The organism is Streptococcus oralis, assembly GCF_965111685.1.
Classification (GTDB): Bacteria; Bacillota; Bacilli; order Lactobacillales; family Streptococcaceae; genus Streptococcus; species Streptococcus oralis_B.
In genome coordinates this window covers 1931352-1952063 of sequence record NZ_OZ217340.1, presented here as the reverse complement: position 1 = coordinate 1952063, position 20712 = coordinate 1931352, and the positions used below count along the sequence as shown (strand labels likewise).

The 20712-nt window shown below is 35.0% G+C and carries 15 protein-coding genes, 3 tRNA genes and 2 pseudogenes; 12 read left to right on the top strand and 8 right to left on the bottom strand.

Annotated elements, in window-relative coordinates; all coding sequences use genetic code 11:
* The 3 genes and pseudogenes from ACLV7H_RS09945 to ACLV7H_RS09935 form a co-directional block, all read right to left on the bottom strand.
* A pseudogene (locus ACLV7H_RS09945) lies at nt 1–429 on the bottom strand (hypothetical protein); the annotation flags it as partial.
* Between the two features lie 216 nt (nt 430–645).
* A complete protein-coding gene (locus tag ACLV7H_RS09940; RefSeq protein WP_411867060.1) occupies nt 646–1404 on the bottom strand; it encodes a ParB/RepB/Spo0J family partition protein in 759 nt (252 codons plus the stop codon).
* 57 nt (nt 1405–1461) lie between these two features.
* Nucleotides 1462–2655, bottom strand: a complete 1194-nt coding sequence (locus ACLV7H_RS09935) for a S1C family serine protease (RefSeq protein WP_411867059.1) — start codon at nt 2653–2655, stop codon at nt 1462–1464.
* A gap of 186 nt (nt 2656–2841) precedes the next feature.
* Between ACLV7H_RS09935 and rlmH the strand changes: the two genes are divergently transcribed.
* From rlmH to ACLV7H_RS09900, 7 genes and pseudogenes are all read left to right on the top strand, one after another.
* Nucleotides 2842–3321 carry a 23S rRNA (pseudouridine(1915)-N(3))-methyltransferase RlmH gene (gene rlmH, locus ACLV7H_RS09930; RefSeq protein ID WP_411867058.1) on the top strand — a complete coding sequence of 160 codons (480 nt, stop codon included), beginning with the start codon at nt 2842–2844 and terminating at the stop codon, nt 3319–3321.
* Between the two features lie 43 nt (nt 3322–3364).
* Nucleotides 3365–3438, top strand: a tRNA-Arg gene (locus tag ACLV7H_RS09925).
* Between the two features lie 164 nt (nt 3439–3602).
* On the top strand, nt 3603–3728 hold the full coding sequence (comC, locus tag ACLV7H_RS09920) for a competence-stimulating peptide ComC (RefSeq protein WP_000799678.1): 126 nt from the start codon (nt 3603–3605) through the stop codon (nt 3726–3728).
* Nucleotides 3729–3748: 20 nt separating this feature from the next.
* A pseudogene (comD, locus tag ACLV7H_RS09915) lies at nt 3749–5068 on the top strand (competence system sensor histidine kinase ComD).
* Entirely contained in the window at nt 5065–5817 is a 753-nt protein-coding gene (comE, locus tag ACLV7H_RS09910) for a competence system response regulator transcription factor ComE (RefSeq protein ID WP_045592607.1), read from the top strand. The pseudogene comD and the gene comE overlap by 4 nt, the downstream one beginning before the upstream one ends.
* Before the next feature lie 51 nt (nt 5818–5868).
* Nucleotides 5869–5940 (top strand) — tRNA-Glu (locus ACLV7H_RS09905).
* Between the two features lie 5 nt (nt 5941–5945).
* Nucleotides 5946–6019: transfer RNA gene (locus ACLV7H_RS09900), tRNA-Asn, on the top strand.
* A gap of 32 nt (nt 6020–6051) precedes the next feature.
* Here ACLV7H_RS09900 and ACLV7H_RS09895 read toward each other — a convergent pair.
* A complete protein-coding gene (locus ACLV7H_RS09895) occupies nt 6052–6594 on the bottom strand; it encodes a TetR/AcrR family transcriptional regulator C-terminal domain-containing protein (RefSeq protein ID WP_411867057.1) in 543 nt (180 codons plus the stop codon).
* Nucleotides 6595–6722: 128 nt separating this feature from the next.
* Between ACLV7H_RS09895 and ACLV7H_RS09890 the strand changes: the two genes are divergently transcribed.
* Nucleotides 6723–9377 carry a YhgE/Pip family protein gene (locus tag ACLV7H_RS09890; RefSeq protein ID WP_411867056.1) on the top strand — a complete coding sequence of 885 codons (2655 nt, stop codon included), beginning with the start codon at nt 6723–6725 and terminating at the stop codon, nt 9375–9377.
* 21 nt (nt 9378–9398) lie between these two features.
* Here ACLV7H_RS09890 and ACLV7H_RS09885 read toward each other — a convergent pair whose 3' ends face one another.
* Both ACLV7H_RS09885 and ACLV7H_RS09880 read right to left on the bottom strand, forming a co-directional pair.
* A complete protein-coding gene (locus tag ACLV7H_RS09885; RefSeq protein ID WP_411867055.1) occupies nt 9399–11951 on the bottom strand; it encodes a YfhO family protein in 2553 nt (850 codons plus the stop codon).
* Nucleotides 11952–12012: 61 nt separating this feature from the next.
* Complete coding sequence (locus ACLV7H_RS09880; protein WP_411867054.1) at nt 12013–13635, bottom strand: ATP-binding cassette domain-containing protein; 1623 nt, start codon at nt 13633–13635, stop codon at nt 12013–12015.
* A 195-nt stretch (nt 13636–13830) separates the two neighbouring features.
* Between ACLV7H_RS09880 and trpS the strand changes: the two genes are divergently transcribed.
* Both trpS and guaB read left to right on the top strand, forming a co-directional pair.
* Nucleotides 13831–14856 (top strand): tryptophan--tRNA ligase, encoded by a 1026-nt coding sequence (gene trpS / locus ACLV7H_RS09875; protein WP_411867053.1) that lies wholly within the window; start codon nt 13831–13833, stop codon nt 14854–14856.
* Between the two features lie 162 nt (nt 14857–15018).
* Nucleotides 15019–16497 carry an IMP dehydrogenase gene (guaB, locus tag ACLV7H_RS09870; RefSeq protein WP_411867052.1) on the top strand — a complete coding sequence of 493 codons (1479 nt, stop codon included), beginning with the start codon at nt 15019–15021 and terminating at the stop codon, nt 16495–16497.
* 52 nt (nt 16498–16549) lie between these two features.
* Here the strand turns inward: guaB and recF are convergent, their stop codons facing one another.
* Both recF and yaaA read right to left on the bottom strand, forming a co-directional pair.
* Nucleotides 16550–17647, bottom strand: coding sequence for a DNA replication/repair protein RecF (gene recF / locus ACLV7H_RS09865; protein ID WP_411867051.1), 1098 nt, complete (start codon nt 17645–17647; stop codon nt 16550–16552).
* Between the two features lie 2 nt (nt 17648–17649).
* On the bottom strand, nt 17650–18018 hold the full coding sequence (gene yaaA, locus ACLV7H_RS09860; RefSeq protein ID WP_411867050.1) for a S4 domain-containing protein YaaA: 369 nt from the start codon (nt 18016–18018) through the stop codon (nt 17650–17652).
* Nucleotides 18019–18176: 158 nt separating this feature from the next.
* Here yaaA and yfmF point away from each other — a divergent pair, with 158 nt between their 5' ends.
* The gene (yfmF, locus tag ACLV7H_RS09855) at nt 18177–19427 is read left to right on the top strand and encodes an EF-P 5-aminopentanol modification-associated protein YfmF (protein ID WP_411867049.1); all 1251 of its coding nucleotides are present in this window, start codon (nt 18177–18179) and stop codon (nt 19425–19427) included.
* Nucleotides 19424–20707, top strand: coding sequence for an EF-P 5-aminopentanol modification-associated protein YfmH (gene yfmH, locus ACLV7H_RS09850; RefSeq protein ID WP_411867048.1), 1284 nt, complete (start codon nt 19424–19426; stop codon nt 20705–20707). Before yfmF ends, yfmH begins: the two co-directional genes overlap by 4 nt.
* Nucleotides 20708–20712 lie beyond the last annotated feature (5 nt).

Below are 20712 nucleotides of genomic sequence, written 5' to 3'. Positions count from 1 at the left end.
ATCTTCAGATACAGCTAGTGCAGCTGACACCGCCCAAACATTCCCATCACCTTGAATAAAGTTATCAAAGGTATATTTTTCTTTTAACCCTGTTTCAGAATAGGGAATCGTTGGTAGTGTAGGTGTGTAATCGTAAGTAGAGACATTATTTGTATCATTTACTTGAGGAGATTCTGTACTCTGAGGTTTAGTGAAAATATAGTGAGGTTTGATTTCAGAATCATAAATTTCAAAACCAGCAGCAACAATAATATCTTTTAATTGCTTTTCCCACACCATTTCCATCTCTGATCTCGGTAGAAATATAGTAGCTGTGTTTTCTTCTACTTTGATGAGTTCAGCAGGTGTAGCATAGAAATCATACATAGATCGAGTCAATCTTTCTTGAGCAAATTCTAAAATACGATTCCAAAATTGCTTTTCTTTCAACTATTTTTCCTCCTTTTCTACGATTTTAGTAGTTTAGTGATAGACTTATTTTACCATAGATAGTAGGATTTTTCCACAGATTGGGGAAAAGAATCCACAATGTTAGCAGCATTTATCCACAAGTTGGGGATAAATAGAAAAATCCTTGATTTAGTAAGTCTTTTGCTAATAAAAATAGTGGATAAAGTTGTTGATTAAGAAAATAAAAGAACAGCCTTATTTAAGGCTGTTGATAATTCTGTCATATTCTTCTTGACTTGAAAAAGAGATAATAATCTTTCCAGTATCTTTTTTTGAAAGTTTAATTTCTACACTTAAACCGAGTATTTTTTTTAATTTATCTTCTTCATCTTTGATGAAAGAATCACTTTTTTTCTGCTTCTTGTGTTTTTTCTCTGTAAGAAGTGCTTCTAACTTTCTCACAGAAATATCTTCATTTTTGATTAGTTGGAAGAAATATTCTTGCTGCTTTTTATCCAAACCAACTAGTGAACGTGCATGCGCTTGAGAAATTTTTCCATTTTCTACTTCAGCTAAGATATATTCTGGTAGGGAAAGTAAACGAATAAAATTAGTGATATAAGGACGAGATTTCCCCATTTTATCTGCTATTTCAGTGTGAGTAAATCCTTTTTCTACTAAAGATTCATAGGCGCGTGCTTCTTCAACAGGATTTAAATTTTCTCTCTGCAAATTCTCAATGATTGACTGGATCATCATTTCCTGATCTGAGAGGTGCTTTACAACGGCTGGAATAGAGGTCAGATCAGCCAAGAGAGAAGCCCGATATCGTCTCTCTCCTGCAAGGATTTCATAACCAATTACAGGAGATTGACGAACGATGATTGGTTGGATGAGCCCATTTTCTTTGATTGACTGAGCTAATTCTTTTAATTTTTCTACATCAAATTCTTTCCGAGGTTGGTAAGGATTCTTTTGTATTTCAGAGATAGAAATCATTTCAAATTTTTCCATGATTCTACACTAACATATCTTTTACTTTCTGTAAAGTTTTCTTTACACTGATGTCAATTAAGACTCTAAATCAGCAGAATTCTTATCTAGTTTTATAGAGGTTGTTTCCTCCTTACCGTTACGGTAGTAGGTTACTTTTATAGTATCTCCAATAGCATGATTGTAAAGAGCGTGTTGTAGGTCTGTTGATGAGGTAATCTCTTTGTCGTCAACTTTGGTAATGACATCGTATTTTTGAAGATGTCCATTTGCTGGCATATTGTTTTGAACAGATCGAACAACTACACCTGAAGTGAGGCTACTTGGAATGTTAAGTTTTCTAAGATCACTAGCTCCAACATTTGACAGATTGACCATTTGAATTCCAAGAGCTGGACGAGTCACTTTACCATTACTTTCAAGCTGTTTAATGATATTTTGTGCATCGTTTGAAGGAATTGCAAAACCAAGACCTTCTACAGATGTTCCACCATTACTTGCAATTTTACTTGATGTAATACCAATTACTTGTCCTTGAATGTTTACAAGTGGACCACCAGAGTTACCAGGGTTAATAGCCGTATCTGTTTGAATGGCTTTTGTTGAAATAGCTTGACCATCTTCAGATTTTAGAGAAACATTTCGATTAAGACTTGAGATGATTCCCTGTGTAACTGTATTAGCATATTCTGAACCTAGAGGACTACCAATAGCAATCGCTGTTTCTCCAACACTAAGTTGGCTTGAATCCCCAAATTCTGCTACTGTTGTAACTTTTTCTGAAGAAATTTTAACGACAGCAATATCAGAGAAAGTATCAGATCCGACAATTTCACCAGGAACCTTGGTACCATCTGCTAAGCGGACATCAACTTTTGAAGCTCCATTGATAACGTGAGTATTAGTTACAAGATAGGCATCTTTATCATCTTTTTTATAGATAACACCTGATCCCTCACTTGCGATTTGTTGATTGTCTGAATCAGAATTAGTTTCATCAGCATTAAATACACTACTTTGTCTACTATTTGAAGAATAAGTAATGATTGAGACAACAGCATCTTTAACTTTATTTACTGCTTGAGTAGTTGAGTTTTCATTTTTATAGGATGTTTGAGTGACAGTGCCAGAGTTATTATTCGTAGATTGATTTCCTTGTTTTTGATAAAGTTGTAATGTTACAAAACTTCCTAAGGCACCACTTAAAAATCCGATTAGAATGATTACAAGAACTTTAACTCCTTTTTTGTAAAATTTTTGTAAGTGTTTCATAAACGCCTCCGTTTGTTATTTATTTACTCAGATTATAAACCTATTAACTTAATCCAAACTTAAAAGCTTAAAGTTTTGCACAAGTTGTGGATAACTTGTTTTATTCTGTGAATTTACTAGTAATTTTGGATGATTTTTTATGTGTATAAGATGTGAAATGAAGTGTGGATATGATAGAATAGAAGAATGAAAATTAAAATTGTAACAGTAGGAAAATTAAAAGAAAAATACCTTAAAGATGGTATTGCTGAATATACCAAACGAATTTCACGTTTCGCCAAATTAGAAATGATTGAGCTTACTGATGAGAAGACACCTGATAAAGCCAGTGAATTAGAAAATCAAAAAATCTTGGAAACAGAAGGTGAAAGAATTCTTTCTAAGGTTGGAGGAAGGGACTTTGTAGTTGTACTAGCCATTGAAGGAAAAACACTCTCCTCAGAGGAATTTAGTAAGCAACTAGAACAAGCTTCTATCAAAGGATATTCAACTCTTACTTTTATCATTGGAGGAAGTTTGGGTCTAGCTCCTGTTGTAAAAAATAGGGCCAATCTTTCTGTCAGTTTTGGACGTCTGACATTACCACATCAGTTAATGAGATTGGTTTTAGTTGAACAAATTTACCGTGCTTTTACAATTCAGCAGGGTTCTCCTTACCACAAATAGAAGATTGACTTAGCTCTTGTTTTTTGATAGAATGGTCATGTTAGGTCTCATAGCTCAGCTGGATAGAGCATTCGCCTTCTAAGCGAATGGTCGCAGGTTCGAATCCTGCTGGGATCAATTTTAGATGCGAAGCTGGGATTTATCCCAGCTTTTTTCTTAAAAAAGTGCGTTTCAGGTGAAAAAATGTACAGTTGGGAAGAATTTTTTCTTACATGGTCTTCATTTTGTATAATAGGTGTGTAAGTTAACTTACAAGAAAAAATAATACAGGAGATTTCATTATGAAGAATACAGTAAAGTTGGAACAATTTAAAGAGGTAACAGAGGCAGAATTGCAGGAGATTCGGGGTGGAGATTGGAGAATTTCAGAAACAATTCGTAACCTTATTTTTCCAAGAAGAAAGTAATGAAATAAAGGTAGAGAGTAATGGATTTATTTGGATTAGGGATAGCTATTTTTTATTTTCTCATCATTAGCAAAAGTTATGAATGGATTTGTAAAATAAATAGAAAAGAACAAATTGTTTTTTTCTGTTACACATGTATCTGAGTTTTTATACTTGAAGAAATTATTACACTAGTATTTTCTAATAGTTTTGCTTTGTCTAAATTTTTATTTCCTTTGGTTGTGTACCTTTATCTAAGAAAGTTAAAGAAGTCTGAAAAATACAAAGCTATTTTTATCAGTTTACTACTATCTTTATTATATCACAGTACTCATACTTTTATATCCGTAACCTTATCTTCTATAACAGGAGATGAAGTAGTATTGCATTATAAAAGTACATTTCTTTTAGTAGTATTGTTGATGACTTATTTTTCTATTCTAATAATAATTCGTTATTTTCATCTGGATATTAAATATTTTGATAAAAATTATCTGTACCCTTTTTTAAAAAAAGTAATAGTTGCTTTCTTTGGTTTGCATATCTTATTATTTATTTCAGATATAGTAAGTACAACTCATCATTTAAATAGCTTCGGAAGTATTTTATCAACCATTGTTTTTATTTGCTTGTTATTGATTTTCTTTGCAATGAATTCTCACAAGGTTCAAATTGAAAAAGAGATTGCTCTAAAACAAAAGAAATTTGAACAAAAGTATTTACAGACTTATACAGATGAAATTGTAGGTTTGTATAATGAAATTCGAGGTTTTCGTCATGACTATGCAGGTATGCTTGTCAGCATGCAAATGGCAATTGACAGTGAAGATTTACAAGAAATTGACAGAGTTTACAATGAAGTATTAGTAAAAGCGAATCAAAAACTGCGTTCAGAGAAATATACTTACTTTGATTTGAATAATATAGAAGATTCAGCTTTACGTAGTTTGATTGCTCAATCCATTGTCTATGCACGAAATAATAATGTAGAGTTTACATTGGAAGTAAAGGATGTCATTACTAGATTGTCAATGGATTTACTTGATCTTGTTCGCATCATGAGCATTCTCTTAAATAATGCTGTTGAAGGTGCTGCAGACAGTTACTTGAAACAAATGGAAGTTGCAGTCATTAAAATGGATTTTGAAACAGTTATAGTCATCCAAAATTCATGTAAAATCACTATGACGCCTTCAGAAAACTTATTTGCCTTAGGTTTCTCTACTAAGGGAAGAAATAGAGGTCTAGGACTTAATAATGTTAAAGAGATTTTAGATAAGTATGACAACATTATTTTAGAAACAGAGATGGAAGACAACACATTTAGACAAATTATTAGATTTAAGAGGGAATTTGAATGAAAGTATTAATTTTAGAAGATGTTATTGAACATCAAGTGAGACTAGAGAGAATATTAAATGAAATCTCTGAGGAATCGAATATTCCTATTTCATATAAGACAACAGGAAAAGTTCGTGAGTTTAAGGAATATATCGAAAATGATGAAGTAAACCAGCTTTATTTCCTAGATATCGATATTCATGGAATCGAGAAAAAAGGCTTTGAAGTGGCTCAGTTTATCCGTCATCACAATCCTTACGCTATTATTGTCTTTATTACCAGTCGATCTGAATTTGCTACCTTAACGTACAAATACCAGGTATCAGCCCTAGATTTTGTCGATAAAGATATCAATGATGAATTGTTCAAAAAACGCATCGAGCAGAGTATTTTTTACACTAAGAGCATGCTGCTTGAAAACGAAGATGTTGTAGACTATTTTGATTACAACTATAAAGGAAATGATTTGAAAATTCCTTACCATGACATTTTGTATATCGAAACCACAGGAGTTTCTCATAAACTTCGGATTATTGGTAAGAATTTTGCTAAAGAATTCTATGGAACTATGACAGATATTCAGGAAAAGGACAAACATACCCAGCGATTTTATTGCTCCCATAAATCTTTCCTTGTCAATGTGGGAAATGTGAGAGAAATTGATCGAAAGAATTTAGAAGTTGTCTTTTATGAAGATCATCGTTGTCCAATTACTCGTTTAAAAGTCCGCAAACTAAAAGATATTCTAGAGAAAAAAACTAAAAAGTGATTGACAATTAGTAAGAAATTGATATAATTGTTATATCTGCTACAGATAGATGGTCCGTTGGTCAAGGGGTTAAGACACCGCCTTTTCACGGCGGTAACACGGGTTCGAATCCCGTACGGACTATTTTATCCGCCATAGCTCAGTTGGTAGTAGCGCATGACTGTTAATCATGATGTCGTAGGTTCGAGTCCTACTGGCGGAGTCAGATAAAAAGAACACCATTGGTGTTCTTTTTTAGTTTACATCACCTAACATTTTCATAATGAAGTCTGTCATTTCTTGCGGACTTTCTTTTTTTCCGTGAGCAATCCAAGTCTGGCAAACACCAAAAAGGGCATTTGTTAGATAAATGCTACTGTATTCTAATTCAATTGGATTGAGTTGTAGTTTCATAAAGCGTTTCTGAAGGTCGGTGCTAAGCATAATGTGAAGCTTATTTCTCAAGAAATTTTGGATTTCTTTTGTTCCATTTTCAGATAGTAGTGCAGCTAATAGTGGTTCAGACTCTAAATATTGAAATACTTCCAAAATAGCATCTCTTTTATGATGAGCATGTTTTTGGAAAATATACTCAAAGGTATGAAATAACTTACTTTGGTAGAGTTCAATCATATCATACTTATCCTTGTAGTGAGTGTAAAAGCTGGAACGACTAATTCCGGCTTTTTCTGCTAACTTGACAGTAGAAATTTGATCAAAGGGTTGGTCCATCAATAATTGAACCATGGCATTTTCGATAATTCGTTTTGTTTTTAAACGTTTGTTACTTTCTTTCATAATTTCTCCTTGTACACAAAAATAGACTATATGTCTAAAAAAGTATTTTTTACCTTGTAATTTAGATTTTTTTCTGTATAATCTATTATATCAAAATTTTAGACAATATGTTTTAAAAAGGAGGAAATATGTTTAAAGAATGGAAAGCAATATTTAAAAAACCGACCTTTATCATTGTAATGATAGGGATTTCTCTCATTCCAGCTTTATATAATATCATTTTTTTATCATCCATGTGGAATCCGTATGGGCAATTATCAGAGTTACCTGTGGCAGTTGTCAATAAAGATAAGGAAGCTTCTTATAATGGACAGACGATGACAATAGGTGAAGACATGGTGTCTAATTTAAAAGAAAATAGGGCTTTAGATTTTCATTTTGTTAATGAAGAGGAAGGGGAAAAAGGGCTAGAAGATGGTGACTACTACATGGTAGTGACTTTACCAAGTGACTTATCTGAAAAAGCTACTTCTATCCTAACGAATCATCCTGAACAGATGAAGATTGATTATCAGACGTCAAGTGGGCATAGCTTTATTGCAAGTAAGATGAGTGATTCTGCAATGACACAATTAAAACAAATCGTCTCTACTAATGTTACGGAAACATACACTAAGGCTTTATTTCAAAAAATGAATGATTTGAAGTCTGGAATAAATAAGGCAGCTGAAGGAAGTGAAAAATTGGCTAATGGAGCCGATCAGTTGGTGACGGGAAGTCAAACGTTGACGACAAATCTTAATACTCTAGCTAATTCAACTGTAACTTTTTCAAATGGAGCGGATCAATTTACAAAAGGCTTATCTAGCTATGTGTCTGCTATAGAGCAATTACATATTGGTTTAGGATCTTTTAATAGTGGTTTACAAAGTTATACAAATGCTGTTTCACAGGTTGACACTGGACTTGGTCAATTGGCCTCAAGAACTCCTGAATTGGTGGCAGGTGTAAATCAGCTGAATACAGGTATAAAGTCCTATACAGGTGGGGTTTCACAATTGGATACAGGTCTCAATCAACTTTCAGTTGGTGTAAATGCTTATACAAGTAGTGTAGAAAAACTTTCTAATGGAACAAGTCAATTATCAAATCAATCAGATGCACTAAGAGATGGAATGGAGCAATTAAATACTGGTATTAAAGAAATTTCAAATCAACTGAATTCCTCATCTCAACAGAATGAACAAATAACTCAATTGGCAACTAGTATAGGAGAACTAAATAAAACACTACAAGCTCTTACAATATCAGATAATACTCAACTGAAAGGTACATTGTCAGAAGCTTTGCAAAATCTAACAACTCTTGCTCAGGATATTGTGACCAAAAGTCAGACAGAACAAGAGAAAACTATTGCTAACCTTCAATCAACAGCTACTTATCAATCTCTCACAGAGGAACAAAAGAAAGAACTGACAGAAGCTATTTCTAAAAATTCTAATTCTACTATTGAGTCAGCAAAAACAATTTTAACGACAGTAGGGGGACTAAAAGAAAGTATAGAGAATTCAGAACAACAAGTATCTAATCTATCTGATGTACAGATGAAAGCAAATCAACTATTACCTGTAGCATCTAGCTCCTTGACAACATTGTCAAATGGATTTACAAAATTGCAAACTGCTGTAAATAATCAGTTAGTTCCTGGAAATCAGTCAATTGAAAAAGGAGTTGTAAACTATACTAAAGGACTGGATACTATTTCTATAGGTGCTAATCAACTAAGTGAAAAGAATGCAAGTTTAACAACTAGTCTAGATCAATTAGTTTCTGGATCAAGTAAGTTGACAGAAAATACATCAACCTTGACAGCTGGAGTAGATGCATTAGCTGGAAAAGCTCCAGAATTAGTATCAGGTATAGAAAGTTTGTCATCTGGTTCTGCTCAATTGAATAATAAGAGTCCAGAGCTGATAGCAGGTCTTACTACATTACAATTTGGCTCTGGGACATTAACAGACAAATCAACACAGTTACTTTCTGCAGCATCCCAACTAGGAAGTGGCGCTATGAAGATAGCAGATGGTGCTGGAAAACTATCAGCTGGTGGAACAACCTTAACCTCTAGTCTTGAAGATTTACAGACAGGAGTTGATTCATTAGGACAAGGATTAGGCAATGCTAATAATCAACTCAAATCAGCTTCGACAGAATCTAAAAATGCAGAAACATTATCTGAACCTCTAGTTCTCTCAAAAACAGACAATGACCAAGTTCCTGTGAATGGGATTGCCATGGCTCCTTATATGATATCAGTTGCTCTTTTTGTTGCTGCTATATCTACCAATATGATTTTTGCTAAGTTGCCTTCTGGACGTCATCCAGAGAGCCGTTGGGCTTGGTTGAAGTCTCGTTCTGAAATAAATGGGATTATAGCTGTCTTAGCAGGTGTTTTAGTTTATGGAGGTGTCCATCTTATTGGATTGACTGCGAACCATGAGATGAGGACATTGATTCTAATTATAATCACAAGTTTAGTTTTCATGTCTATGGTGACAGCTTTAACAACTTGGAATAGCCGTATTGGAGCTTTCTTCTCTCTTATTTTACTTTTATTACAGTTAGCATCAAGTGCAGGGACCTATCCCCTTGCTTTGACAAATGATTTCTTCAAAGGTGTCAATCCTTGGTTACCAATGAGTTATTCTGTATCAGGCTTACGACAAACAATCTCTATGACAGGAAATATTCATCATCAAGTGATTTTCCTTATTATAACTCTAGCTTTCTTTACTGCTTTAGGTATGCTAGCTTATCAACCTAAGAAAATGGAAGAAGATTAAAAAGATTGGCCAAGAAATTGGTCAATCTTTTTCTGTCTTAGATAAATTTCGTCTGTGATTATAGATTCCAAAAAGAAGAAGGGCAGTTAGTGAACAAGCTGCTCCAATAACAAAACCGTTGGGGATAAAGGAAAGTGTAATGGTGCCTTTTCCCTTTGGAACATCAACTTTCATAAAACCAGTTTGAGCCTGCTTGATTTCAAGTTTTTTCCCATCCTGGTATGCAGACCAACCTTTGTCATAAGGAATAGTGAAGAAAATAGAGGTATCTTGTTTGACTTCATATGTAGCAAAGACTTTATTTTTAGAGGTGGATACTTCTACAGGTTGTTCTTTAATTTTTTGGATTGCCTCAGTAAGAGCCTGAGTGTCTAAACGATAGAAGGTTGGAGATTCAAATGACACTTGAGAATTTCCAGGAAAGCTAACACTGATATTGAAAGTTTTTTGTTCTTGAGTATAACCCAAATTAAAGAAATTAAAAGCATTATCAGTTGTAAAAGTCTTTTTTTCATCGTTGACAATGATGTCAACTTTCTTTTGCTTATCGTTTGTAAAATGAAGATTTGAAAAAGAGAGATAGACTTGACTATTTTGAGGAACCTCAATTTGATAATCAATCTTTGCATCTTCATTCGCAGAACCTGTGATACTTGTTAAACCTTCAGAATTATCTGTTTTATCATATGTTATTTGAGAGAAGTAATCTAAGTTGAGATTAGCAAGCTGGTTTATAAATAAAGCCTGATTATCTAGAGTGTGATTATTAAAGTTTACATCGGTGTAAATAGATTGAGTGGCAAAGGCAATGGGTAAAGAGAGTTGATTTTTATATAAGGTTAAATGATCTTTTTGATAAATCTCTTGAAAACCATACTTATCAAGTGAAGTTTCAGAAATATTGTACTGGATTCCAAATAAACTGTCTGCTAAAAGACTGTTATTTGCATAACGGAGATTGAGGTTGGTTCCAGAGGATTTGAATCCAAGTTTATCCAAACTAGTGCTAGCTGAACGATTTCGTACAGACGAAAATTGAGAGATTCCATTGTAGTTAAATTTCATACTGTCATTTCCAGTCTGAATTTGCAGTTTTTCAGTACGTGTAAACTGATTGTCAATTTGGTTTAGAATGGATTCCATAGCGGAGATATCTTTATTATAAGCGCTACGAGAAGCAAAGGCCCATTCTTTAGCTATTCCTTCCATTTGAGATGAAGCATTTAAACTTATCTCAGCTGTTATAAATAAAGATAAAAGAATTGCAAATAGATTTACAGAGATAAACTTTCTAATGACTGCAAGGAGTAAAAGAGCATAAACTAGGAGAAATTCAAGGGTGAGTAGGATATTCAGATCTGTTAAAAAAGAATAGTGTGATTTAAAGTATACAGTAGCCAAAAACCCTGCTAGTACAAGAAACAGTGAGACAAATAGATTCCAGAGCTTCAGTTCTTTCAGACGATTTAAGACCTCTGCCGCAGTATAAATTAACAGAGTAGAAAAAATCCAAGCATAGCGATGTAAAAACATATTTGGGGTATGCATACCTTGCCAAAATAAATCAAGTGCCTCTATGTAAAAGCTTGTTATTAAAAAAATAAAGAAAATTGCATAAGTAAGTTTCACGTGAAACCTTATGGATTTTATTGTGAAAAATAGAATGGTTAAAATAAAAGGAAGCAATCCAACAAAAATCATTGGGATAGATCCATACTTAGTTGTATCAAAAGATCCAATGAATTGTTTCGCGAAAATATCCAGATACCAACTACTGTCTGTCTTTAATTTTGTGATGGCAGTTAACTTCTCCCCATGAGTTTGTAAATCAAACAATGTAGGAAGAGTCATAATCAAACTAGCCATCCCTGCTAAAAAGGAGGTAACAACAAAATCAAGAAAAGATGATTTTCGAATTTTAAAGTCCCATGAAATTTGGCAGAGATACCAGAAAATTAGAAACAATGCTGTCATATATCCAAAATAATAATTTTGAATAAACAAGATTGACAGACTTGTAAAGTATAGCATGCGCTTCTTTTCTGTTATAAGAATGTGTAAGCCAGTTAGGATTAATGGAATCAAGATAAAAACATCTAGCCAGGTTTTTATTTCTAACTGACTGACAGTGAAGCTCATCAGAGCATGGGAAGTAGATAAGGCCAGTTTTAAAGATTTCGGAATATCTTTAAATAATCTATTTAGACTAAAGAAGGTTGACAGCCCAATCAAGCCAAACTTTAAAAGTGTTGTCAGATAGACAGCATCTGGCATATTTGAGAGATTAAAAAAGTAAACCAGTGGTGAGAGAAAACTACCTAAGTAATAACTAGATAGAGCATAGAAATTCAGTCCGAGGCCACTTGTAAAGGTGTAAAACAAACTACCATTTCCATGTATAATATTCTGTAAAGCTACATCAAAAATAACGTATTGATGAAAACCGTCTCCTAATAGTGGGGATGTATCACTATTCCAGTAGATCCCTTGAGATAGATATACTCCAGACATAATCACTACAGGAATGATGAAAGAAATAAAATAGGTCCAATATGTTTTAAAAAATGATTTCATGTTACCTCGTAGAATGATAGAAAACTCAGTTGGTTAACCCAACTGAGTTTTGAAGTCTTATTTAGTCTTTCCAAAGGTCTTTGACTTTTGCTTGCACTTCTGCATTTTCTAGGAATTCATCATAGGTTTCATCGATACGATCGATGACGCCATTCTTAGACAAAACAATGATATGGTTTGCCAAAGTTTGAATGAACTCGTGGTCATGACTGGCAAAGATGATTGATTCTTTAAAGTTTTTCAATCCATCGTTTAAGCTTGAGATAGATTCCAAGTCTAAGTGATTTGTTGGATCATCAAGTACAAGGACGTTTGATTTCAAAAGCATAAGTTTTGAAAGCATGACACGCACTTTTTCTCCCCCTGACAAGACGTTTACAGGTTTGTTAACCTCATCCCCAGAGAAGAGCATACGCCCAAGGAAGCCACGCAAGAAGGTATTATCGTCTTCTTCTTTACTTGCGAATTGGCGCAACCAGTCAAGGATTGACTCGCTACCTGCAAAATTAGCAGAGTTATCTTTTGGCAAGTAAGAGCGACTAGTAGTAACTCCCCACTTAACAGTTCCTTCATAGTTAATGTCACCCATGATTGCACGAATTAATGCAGTCGTTTGGATGTCATTTTGTCCAATAAGAGCTGTCTTATCACCTGGACGCAAGATGAAGTTGATATTATCTAAAATAGTCTCACCATCAATCTTGACAGTTAGATTTTCTACTGTCAAGAGATCATTACCAATCTCACGCTCTGCTTTAAAGTTGATAAACGGGTATTTACGACTGGATGGAACAATTTCTTCTAGTTCAATCTTGTCAAGCATTTTTTTACGAGACGTTGCCTGTCTTGACTTAGAAGCGTTGGCGGAGAATCGAGCAACGAATTCTTGCAATTGCTTAATTTTTTCTTCTGCCTTGGCATTACGGTCTGCTAGCAATTTAGCAGCAAGCTCAGAAGATTCCTTCCAGAAGTCGTAGTTTCCGACATAGAGTTTGATTTTTCCAAAGTCAAGGTCGGCCATATGAGTACACACTTTGTTTAAGAAGTGACGGTCGTGGGATACTACGATAACAGTGTTATCAAAGTCAATCAAGAAGTCTTCTAGCCATGTAATTGATTGGATATCCAAACCGTTGGTTGGCTCGTCCAAGAGCAGAACATCTGGTTTACCGAAAAGTGCTTTGGCAAGGAGAACTTTTACTTTTTCACCATTGGCCAATTCGCTCATGTTTTGGTAGTGCAATTCTTCTGGAATATTTAGGTTTTGAAGTAGCTGAGATGCTTCACTCTCTGCTTCCCAACCTCCAAGTTCAGCAAACTCACCTTCGAGCTCAGCTGCACGAACACCATCTTCATCAGAAAAATCTTCCTTCATGTAAATAGCATCTTTCTCTTTCATAATGCTATAGAGTTTTTCATTTCCCATGATAACGACATCAATTGCACGTTCATCTTCATAGTCAAAGTGATTTTGACGAAGAACAGAGAGACGTTCATCTGGACCAAGAGAAATGTGACCAGTTGTAGGTTCGATATCACCAGCTAAAATTTTTAAGAATGTAGACTTCCCAGCACCATTAGCACCAATTAATCCGTATGTATTTCCTTCTGTAAATTTGATGTTGACATCATCAAAAAGTTTGCGATCACTAAAACGTAGTGAAACATCAGATACTGTAAGCAATGTTTTTCTCCTATAATATGTAATACATTTATTCTACTAGAAAAGAGAGAAATATTCAAATTTTTCTTTGTCAATTTTATGTCAATTAAGTTTACAGGTTTATTTACAATGAGTTAGTTGTTTGATTTAAATAATTTTCTGTTATTTTAACAAAAAAATGCTATAATTGAAGAGACCATTTCGAAGGAGAAAAAAATGACGAAACCCATTATTTTAACAGGAGATCGCCCAACAGGAAAACTACATATTGGACATTATGTTGGGAGTCTTAAAAATAGAGTATTACTGCAGGAAGAAGACAAGTATGAGATGTTTGTTTTTTTGGCGGACCAACAAGCATTGACAGATCACGCCAAAGACCCTCAAACGATTGTAGAATCGATTGGGAATGTTGCCTTAGATTACTTAGCAGTTGGATTAGATCCAAGTAAATCAACTATCTTTATTCAAAGCCAGATTCCGGAGTTGGCTGAACTATCTATGTACTATATGAATTTGGTGTCACTAGCTCGTTTGGAACGGAATCCGACAGTAAAAACAGAGATTGCTCAAAAAGGGTTTGGAGAAAGTATTCCGACAGGATTTTTGGTTTATCCGATTGCGCAAGCAGCTGATATCACAGCCTTTAAGGCCAATTATGTTCCTGTAGGAACAGACCAAAAACCAATGATTGAGCAAACTCGTGAAATTGTTCGTTCTTTTAACAACGCATATAACTGTGATGTCTTAGTGGAACCAGAAGGTATTTATCCAGAAAATGAGAGAGCAGGACGTTTGCCTGGTTTAGATGGAAATGCTAAAATGTCTAAATCACTCAATAATGGTATTTATCTAGCAGATGATGCTGATACTTTGCGTAAAAAAGTCATGAGTATGTATACTGATCCAGACCATATTCGAGTGGAGGATCCAGGTAAGATTGAAGGAAATATGGTTTTCCATTACCTAGATGTGTTTGGTCGTCCAGAAGATGCTAAAGAAATTGCAGAGATGAAAGAACACTATCAACGTGGTGGTCTTGGTGATGTGAAGACGAAACGCTATCTACTCGAAATACTTGAACGCGAACTGGGTCCTATTCGTGAGCGCCGTATCGAATTTGCTAAGGACATGGGAGAAGTGTACAATATGCTTCAAAAAGGTAGTGAGAAAGCGCGTGAGGTTGCGGGGCAAACTTTATCTGAAGTTAAGAAAGCAATGGGACTAAATTATTTTAAATAATAGATAAAATATGAATCGTAAAACTATCTCTTCCATAGGTTCACAGGGATAGTTTTTTTATGATTTCTACCATAAATATAATTGACAAATTTTCATAGAATGGTATGATAGATACAATACAAAAAGAGTCAAGCTCAAAAAGAAAGAAAAGAGGAAACTTCAATGTCTAATTGGGATACTAAATTTTTAAAAAAAGGTTTTACCTTTGATGATGTATTGCTCATTCCAGCAGAAAGTCATGTGTTGCCTAATGATGCAGATTTAACAACAAAATTGGCAGATAATCTGACTTTAAATATCCCAATTATTACAGCCGCCATGGACACAGTCACAGAAAGCCAAATGGCCATTGCCATTGCTCGTGCGGGTGGTCTCGGAGTAATCCATAAAAACATGTCAATTGCGCAACAAGCAGACGAAGTTCGCAAGGTAAAACGTTCTGAAAATGGTGTTATTATTGATCCATTCTTCTTGACTCCAGAACATACCATTGCTGAGGCAGACGAACTGATGGGACGTTACCGTATCAGTGGTGTTCCAGTTGTAGAAACACTTGAAAATCGTAAATTGGTTGGTATTCTAACAAACCGAGATCTTCGCTTTATTTCAGATTACAATCAGCCAATCTCAAACCATATGACTAGTGAAAATCTTGTCACTGCTCCTGTTGGTACAGATCTTGCAACAGCTGAACATATTCTTCAAGAACACCGTATTGAAAAACTTCCTTTGGTTGACGAAGAAGGCCGTCTTTCTGGCTTGATTACTATTAAGGATATTGAAAAAGTTATTGAGTTTCCAAATGCTGCTAAAGATGAATTTGGCCGTCTTCTAGTTGCTGGTGCGGTGGGTGTCACTTCAGATACATTTGAACGTGCAGAGGCTCTCTTTGAAGCAGGGGCTGACGCAATTGTTATTGATACTGCACATGGTCACTCTGCTGGGGTTCTACGTAAAATTGCTGAAATTCGTGCTCACTTCCCAGATCGCACATTGATTGCGGGTAATATTGCAACTGCAGAAGGTGCGCGTGCTCTTTATGATGCAGGTGTAGATGTTGTCAAAGTCGGTATCGGACCAGGTTCTATCTGTACTACTCGTGTGATTGCAGGTGTGGGTGTTCCACAAGTGACAGCAATTTATGATGCGGCAGCAGTTGCGCGCGAATATGGAAAAACGATTATTGCTGATGGTGGAATCAAGTATTCTGGAGATATTGTAAAAGCCCTTGCTTCAGGTGGAAATGCAGTTATGCTTGGTTCAATGTTTGCTGGAACAGATGAAGCACCAGGTGAAACTGAAATTTTTCAAGGACGTAAGTTTAAGACTTACCGTGGTATGGGATCAATCGCTGCAATGAAGAAAGGTTCAAGCGACCGTTACTTCCAAGGTTCTGTCAATGAAGCAAACAAACTCGTTCCAGAAGGAATTGAAGGTCGTGTTGCCTATAAAGGCGCAGCAGCTGATATTGTCTTCCAAATGCTTGGTGGTATTCGCTCTGGTATGGGTTACTGTGGTGCAGCTAACCTTAAAGAATTGCACGACAACGCTCAATTTATTGAAATGTCTGGAGCTGGTCTAAAAGAAAGCCATCCTCATGATGTACAAATTACTAATGAAGCACCAAACTACTCTATGTAGGAAGTAAAAAAGAACTCCTAATTTTCAGAGTTCTTTTTTGTTTACAAAGTTGTCAAGGTTGATTTACAGAAATTTTACCGTTTTGAATATTGAAAATACTAAGGTTTTCTGGCAAGTTTTGTAAGTGGTCTAAACTTGTTGTTGTAATAAAGGTTTGGATAGATTGAGAAATGGTTTCTAGTAATTTTAGTTGTCGTGTGTTGTCAAGTTCGCTCATAACATCGTCAAGCAAGAGTATTGGAGACTCGTTAGTAATGCTTTCCATTAGCTCAATCTCTGCTAGTTTGATAGAAAGTACAAGACTACGATGTTGACCTTGGCTTCCAAAACTAGCGTCCATACCATTGATATAGAAATTAATGTCATCTCGATGAGGGCCGACACCAGTATTCTTTTTAAACAAATCTCTTGATCTGCTTTTCTCCAAAGCCATTTTAAAAGAACTTGTTAGCTGTTCTTCATCAGTGAAGTTGACTGATGATTGATAAGATATTGACAACTCTTCTAATTTATTTGAAATTTCTAAGTGTTTTTTTTGACCAAATTTCTCTAAGTCTTTAATGAATTTTATTCGATGCTTTATAACGCGACATCCATACTCTACTAACTGATCATCTAATACTGACAGAAATGTTTCGTCAATCTTCTGGCTGGATTTTAGGTAAGTATTTCTTTGCTTAAGTATATGGTTATAGTTTGACAAGTCTGACAAGTAGATTGGTTTAATTTGTCCCAGTTCGATGTCTATAAACTTTCGACGGACAGAAGGTGATCCCTTAATTAGCTGGAGATCTTCAGGTGCGAAGAGGACAACATTCATATGTCCAATGTAGTCTGATAGGCGAGCTTGTTTTAAGTGATTGACCTTAGTCACACGCCCTTTTGGCGTTAAATCAATTTCTAGAGGAATAGAGCTTGTTTTTTTCTGTAGCAAGCCAGAAAGACGGAGTTGCTCGTTATCAAAATGAATGAGATTTTTATCTGTACGAGTCCGATGACTACGTGTCAAGGCTAAGAAATAGATTGCTTCTAGAATATTGGTTTTTCCTTGTGCATTTTGACCTAGAAAGACGTTTAATTTTGGATTGAAATCAATTTTCGTCTCTTTGTAGTTGCGAAAGGTTTTAATTGTTAAATGTTGGAGCCACATGGTTATCTTCCTGGAAAACGTGGAGCTTGTTTGGTGATAGTCGATGAAGAAGTTTTTTGTTTTTCTTTCTTGACACCTTTATTCATCTCTTTGACAAGTTTAGCAATTCGCTCTTTTTCAATCTTATCTTCTTGGTATTCTTCTTGCTCTTTTAAACTTGGTTGTGTCAAGGTGATGTCAATCTTTAAATCGGGAATGTCAATCGTATCTCCAATACGGATTTTTTTCCCACGTCTACTTTCTAACTCACCATTAAAGTAAACTTGATGATTCATTAGAAAGGATTTGATAGCACCACCGCTTTGTATAATTCCAAGTTCTTTTAGGAGGGCTTGGAGCGTAATAAATTCTTCAAATAATTTGTATTCCATAATTCACCTCAATCTAAGGTATTATATCATATTTCTTAGAATTAAGTGAGCGAAATCACTGAAAATGAAAACGATTTTTATTTTAAAAGCGGTAAAGAGAATAAGAAATATTTTCCTTTTCGTGATATAATAGAACTCTATATGTAAGGAGGTAAGGTATGGAGTTAGTGCCTGGAATTTCAGCACATTTTGTTCAATCCAAAAAGTTTAAAACAAATAAAATCACTGTTCGTTTTACTGCTCCCTTATCTCTTGAGACAGTAACAGGACGCATGTTAAGTGCGAGTATGTTGGAGACTGCCAATAAAGCTTACCCAACTTCTCAAGCTTTTCGTAGATATTTAGCAAGTTTGTATGGAGCAGATGTTTCTACGAGTGCTTATCGTAGAGGACAGGCAAATATTCTTGACTTAACGTTTACTTATGTGAGGGATGATTTTTTAAGTAAAAAGAATGTCTTGACTTCTCGAATTTTGGAATTGGTGAAACAGACTTTATTTGCTCCCTTAGTTCAAGATGGTGCTTTTGAGCCAGCCTTATTTGAAATTGAAAGAAAACAGTTGTTGGCTAGTCTAGCTACTGATATGGATGATTCATTTTATTTTGCTCATAAGGAGTTGGATAGCTTGTTCTTCCGTGATGAGCGCCTTCAATTGAGATACAGTGATTTACGAAAAAGCATTTCAAATGAGTCTCCGGAAAGTAGCTACACTTGCTTTCAAGATGCTCTGAAAAATGATCGAATTGATTTCTTTTTTATAGGTGATTTTAATGAAGTAGAAATTACAGAATCGCTGAAGTCATTACCCTTTACAGCTAGAGAGAACGGCGTCACTATCCAGTACCATCAATCTTATTCAAATGTCTTAAGAGAGGGAATGGTTCAGAGGAATGTTGGGCAATCTATTTTGGAATTGGGTTATCATTCTCCTGTAAAATATGGTGATGATGAGCATTTGTCCATGCTTGTTATGAATGGTTTGTTGGGTGAATTTGCACATTCGAAACTTTTTACAAACGTTCGTGAAAATGCTGGAATAGCCTATACAGTCTCTAGTCAATTGGATTTGTTTAGTGGTCTGTTAAGGATGTATGCGGGTATTGATAGAGAAAATCGAAATCAGGCTAGAAAAATGATGAATCATCAATTGCTAGATCTGAAAAAGGGTAACTTTACAGATTTTGAACTTGAACAAACCAAGGAGATGATTCGACGATCTTTTTTGATGGCTCAAGATAATCAACAGACCCTAGTTGAAAGAGTCTATTTGAATGCTCTATTAGGGAAACCAAGCTTTGATATGGATCGATTGGTGGCAAAATTAGAGAATGTTGATAAAGAAGCTGTATGTAAAGCTGCCAACAGTTTGAAGTTACAAGCGATTTACTTTATGGAAGGAGTAGAATGACAAAGGTTGCTTTTGAAGAAAAATACTATCCTGCTGTAAAGGAAACAGTCTACAAAACACAATTGTCAAATGGATTGACAGTTTCTTTACTCCCTAAGCAAGATTTCAATGAGGTTTATGGGATTGTAACAGTTCAATTTGGTTCTCTAGATGCAACTTATACAAGCTTAGGAAAAGGTTTACGCCATCATCCAGCAGGAATTGCACATTTTCTTGAACATAAATTGTTTGAAAGAGAAAATTCTGAGGATATAATGGCTGCTTTTACTCGATTAGGTGCAGACAGTAATGCCTTTACAAGCTTTACTAAGACCAGCTATCTTTTTTCAACAATTGACCATCTATTAGAGAATTTAGATTTGCTAAATGAGTTAGTTGGAGGTGTTCATTTTACAGAAGAGTCTGTTTTGAGAGAACAGGCTATTATCCAGCAAGAACGAGAAATGTACCAAGATGATCCAGACTCACGTTTGTTTTTTGCAACATTAGCCAACCTTTATCCTGATACTCCTTTAGCAACAGATATTGTTGGAAGTGAGAAGTCAATTTCTGAGATTCAAGTTTCAAATTTAAAAGAGAACTTTACAGACTTTTACAAACCTGTCAACATGTCACTGTTTCTAGTTGGAAATATTGATGTAAAAGTTGTTGAGGAATACTTCTCGAAAAAGGAAAAGGACGTTTCAAATCAGTTTACAGTTACAAAAGAGAAACTACCCTTGCAACCTGTGAAGCAAACAGATAGTCTTCGGATGGAAGTTTCTTCACCCAAACTTGCTGTTGCGATTAGAGGTAATGGGCAAATAACAGAAACTGAGTCTTATCGTTACAATATTTTATTGAAATTACTATTTACGATGATGTTTGGTTGGACTTCTGACCGTTTTCAAAGGTTATATGAGAATGGGAAGTTAGATGCGTCATTGTCACTAGAGGTTGAGGTAAATAGTCGCTTTCATTTTGTGATATTGACGATGGATACCAAGGAACCTGTTTCTTTGTCACACCAGTTTCGGAAAGCGATTCGTCAGTTTAGTAGTGATGCGGATATTACCGAGGAGCATTTAGATCTTGTTAAGAGTGAGATGTTTGGAGAATTTTTCAGTAGTATGAACTCTTTGGAATTTATTGCAACTCAATACGAGCCGATGGATCGCGGAGAAACAATTTTTGATTTTCCGAAAATTTTACAGGAAATTACTTTGGAAGATGTTCTTGAAGCTGGGCATCGTTTGATTGATAATGGTGATCTAGTTGATTTTACAATTTTTCCAGCCTAAATAAG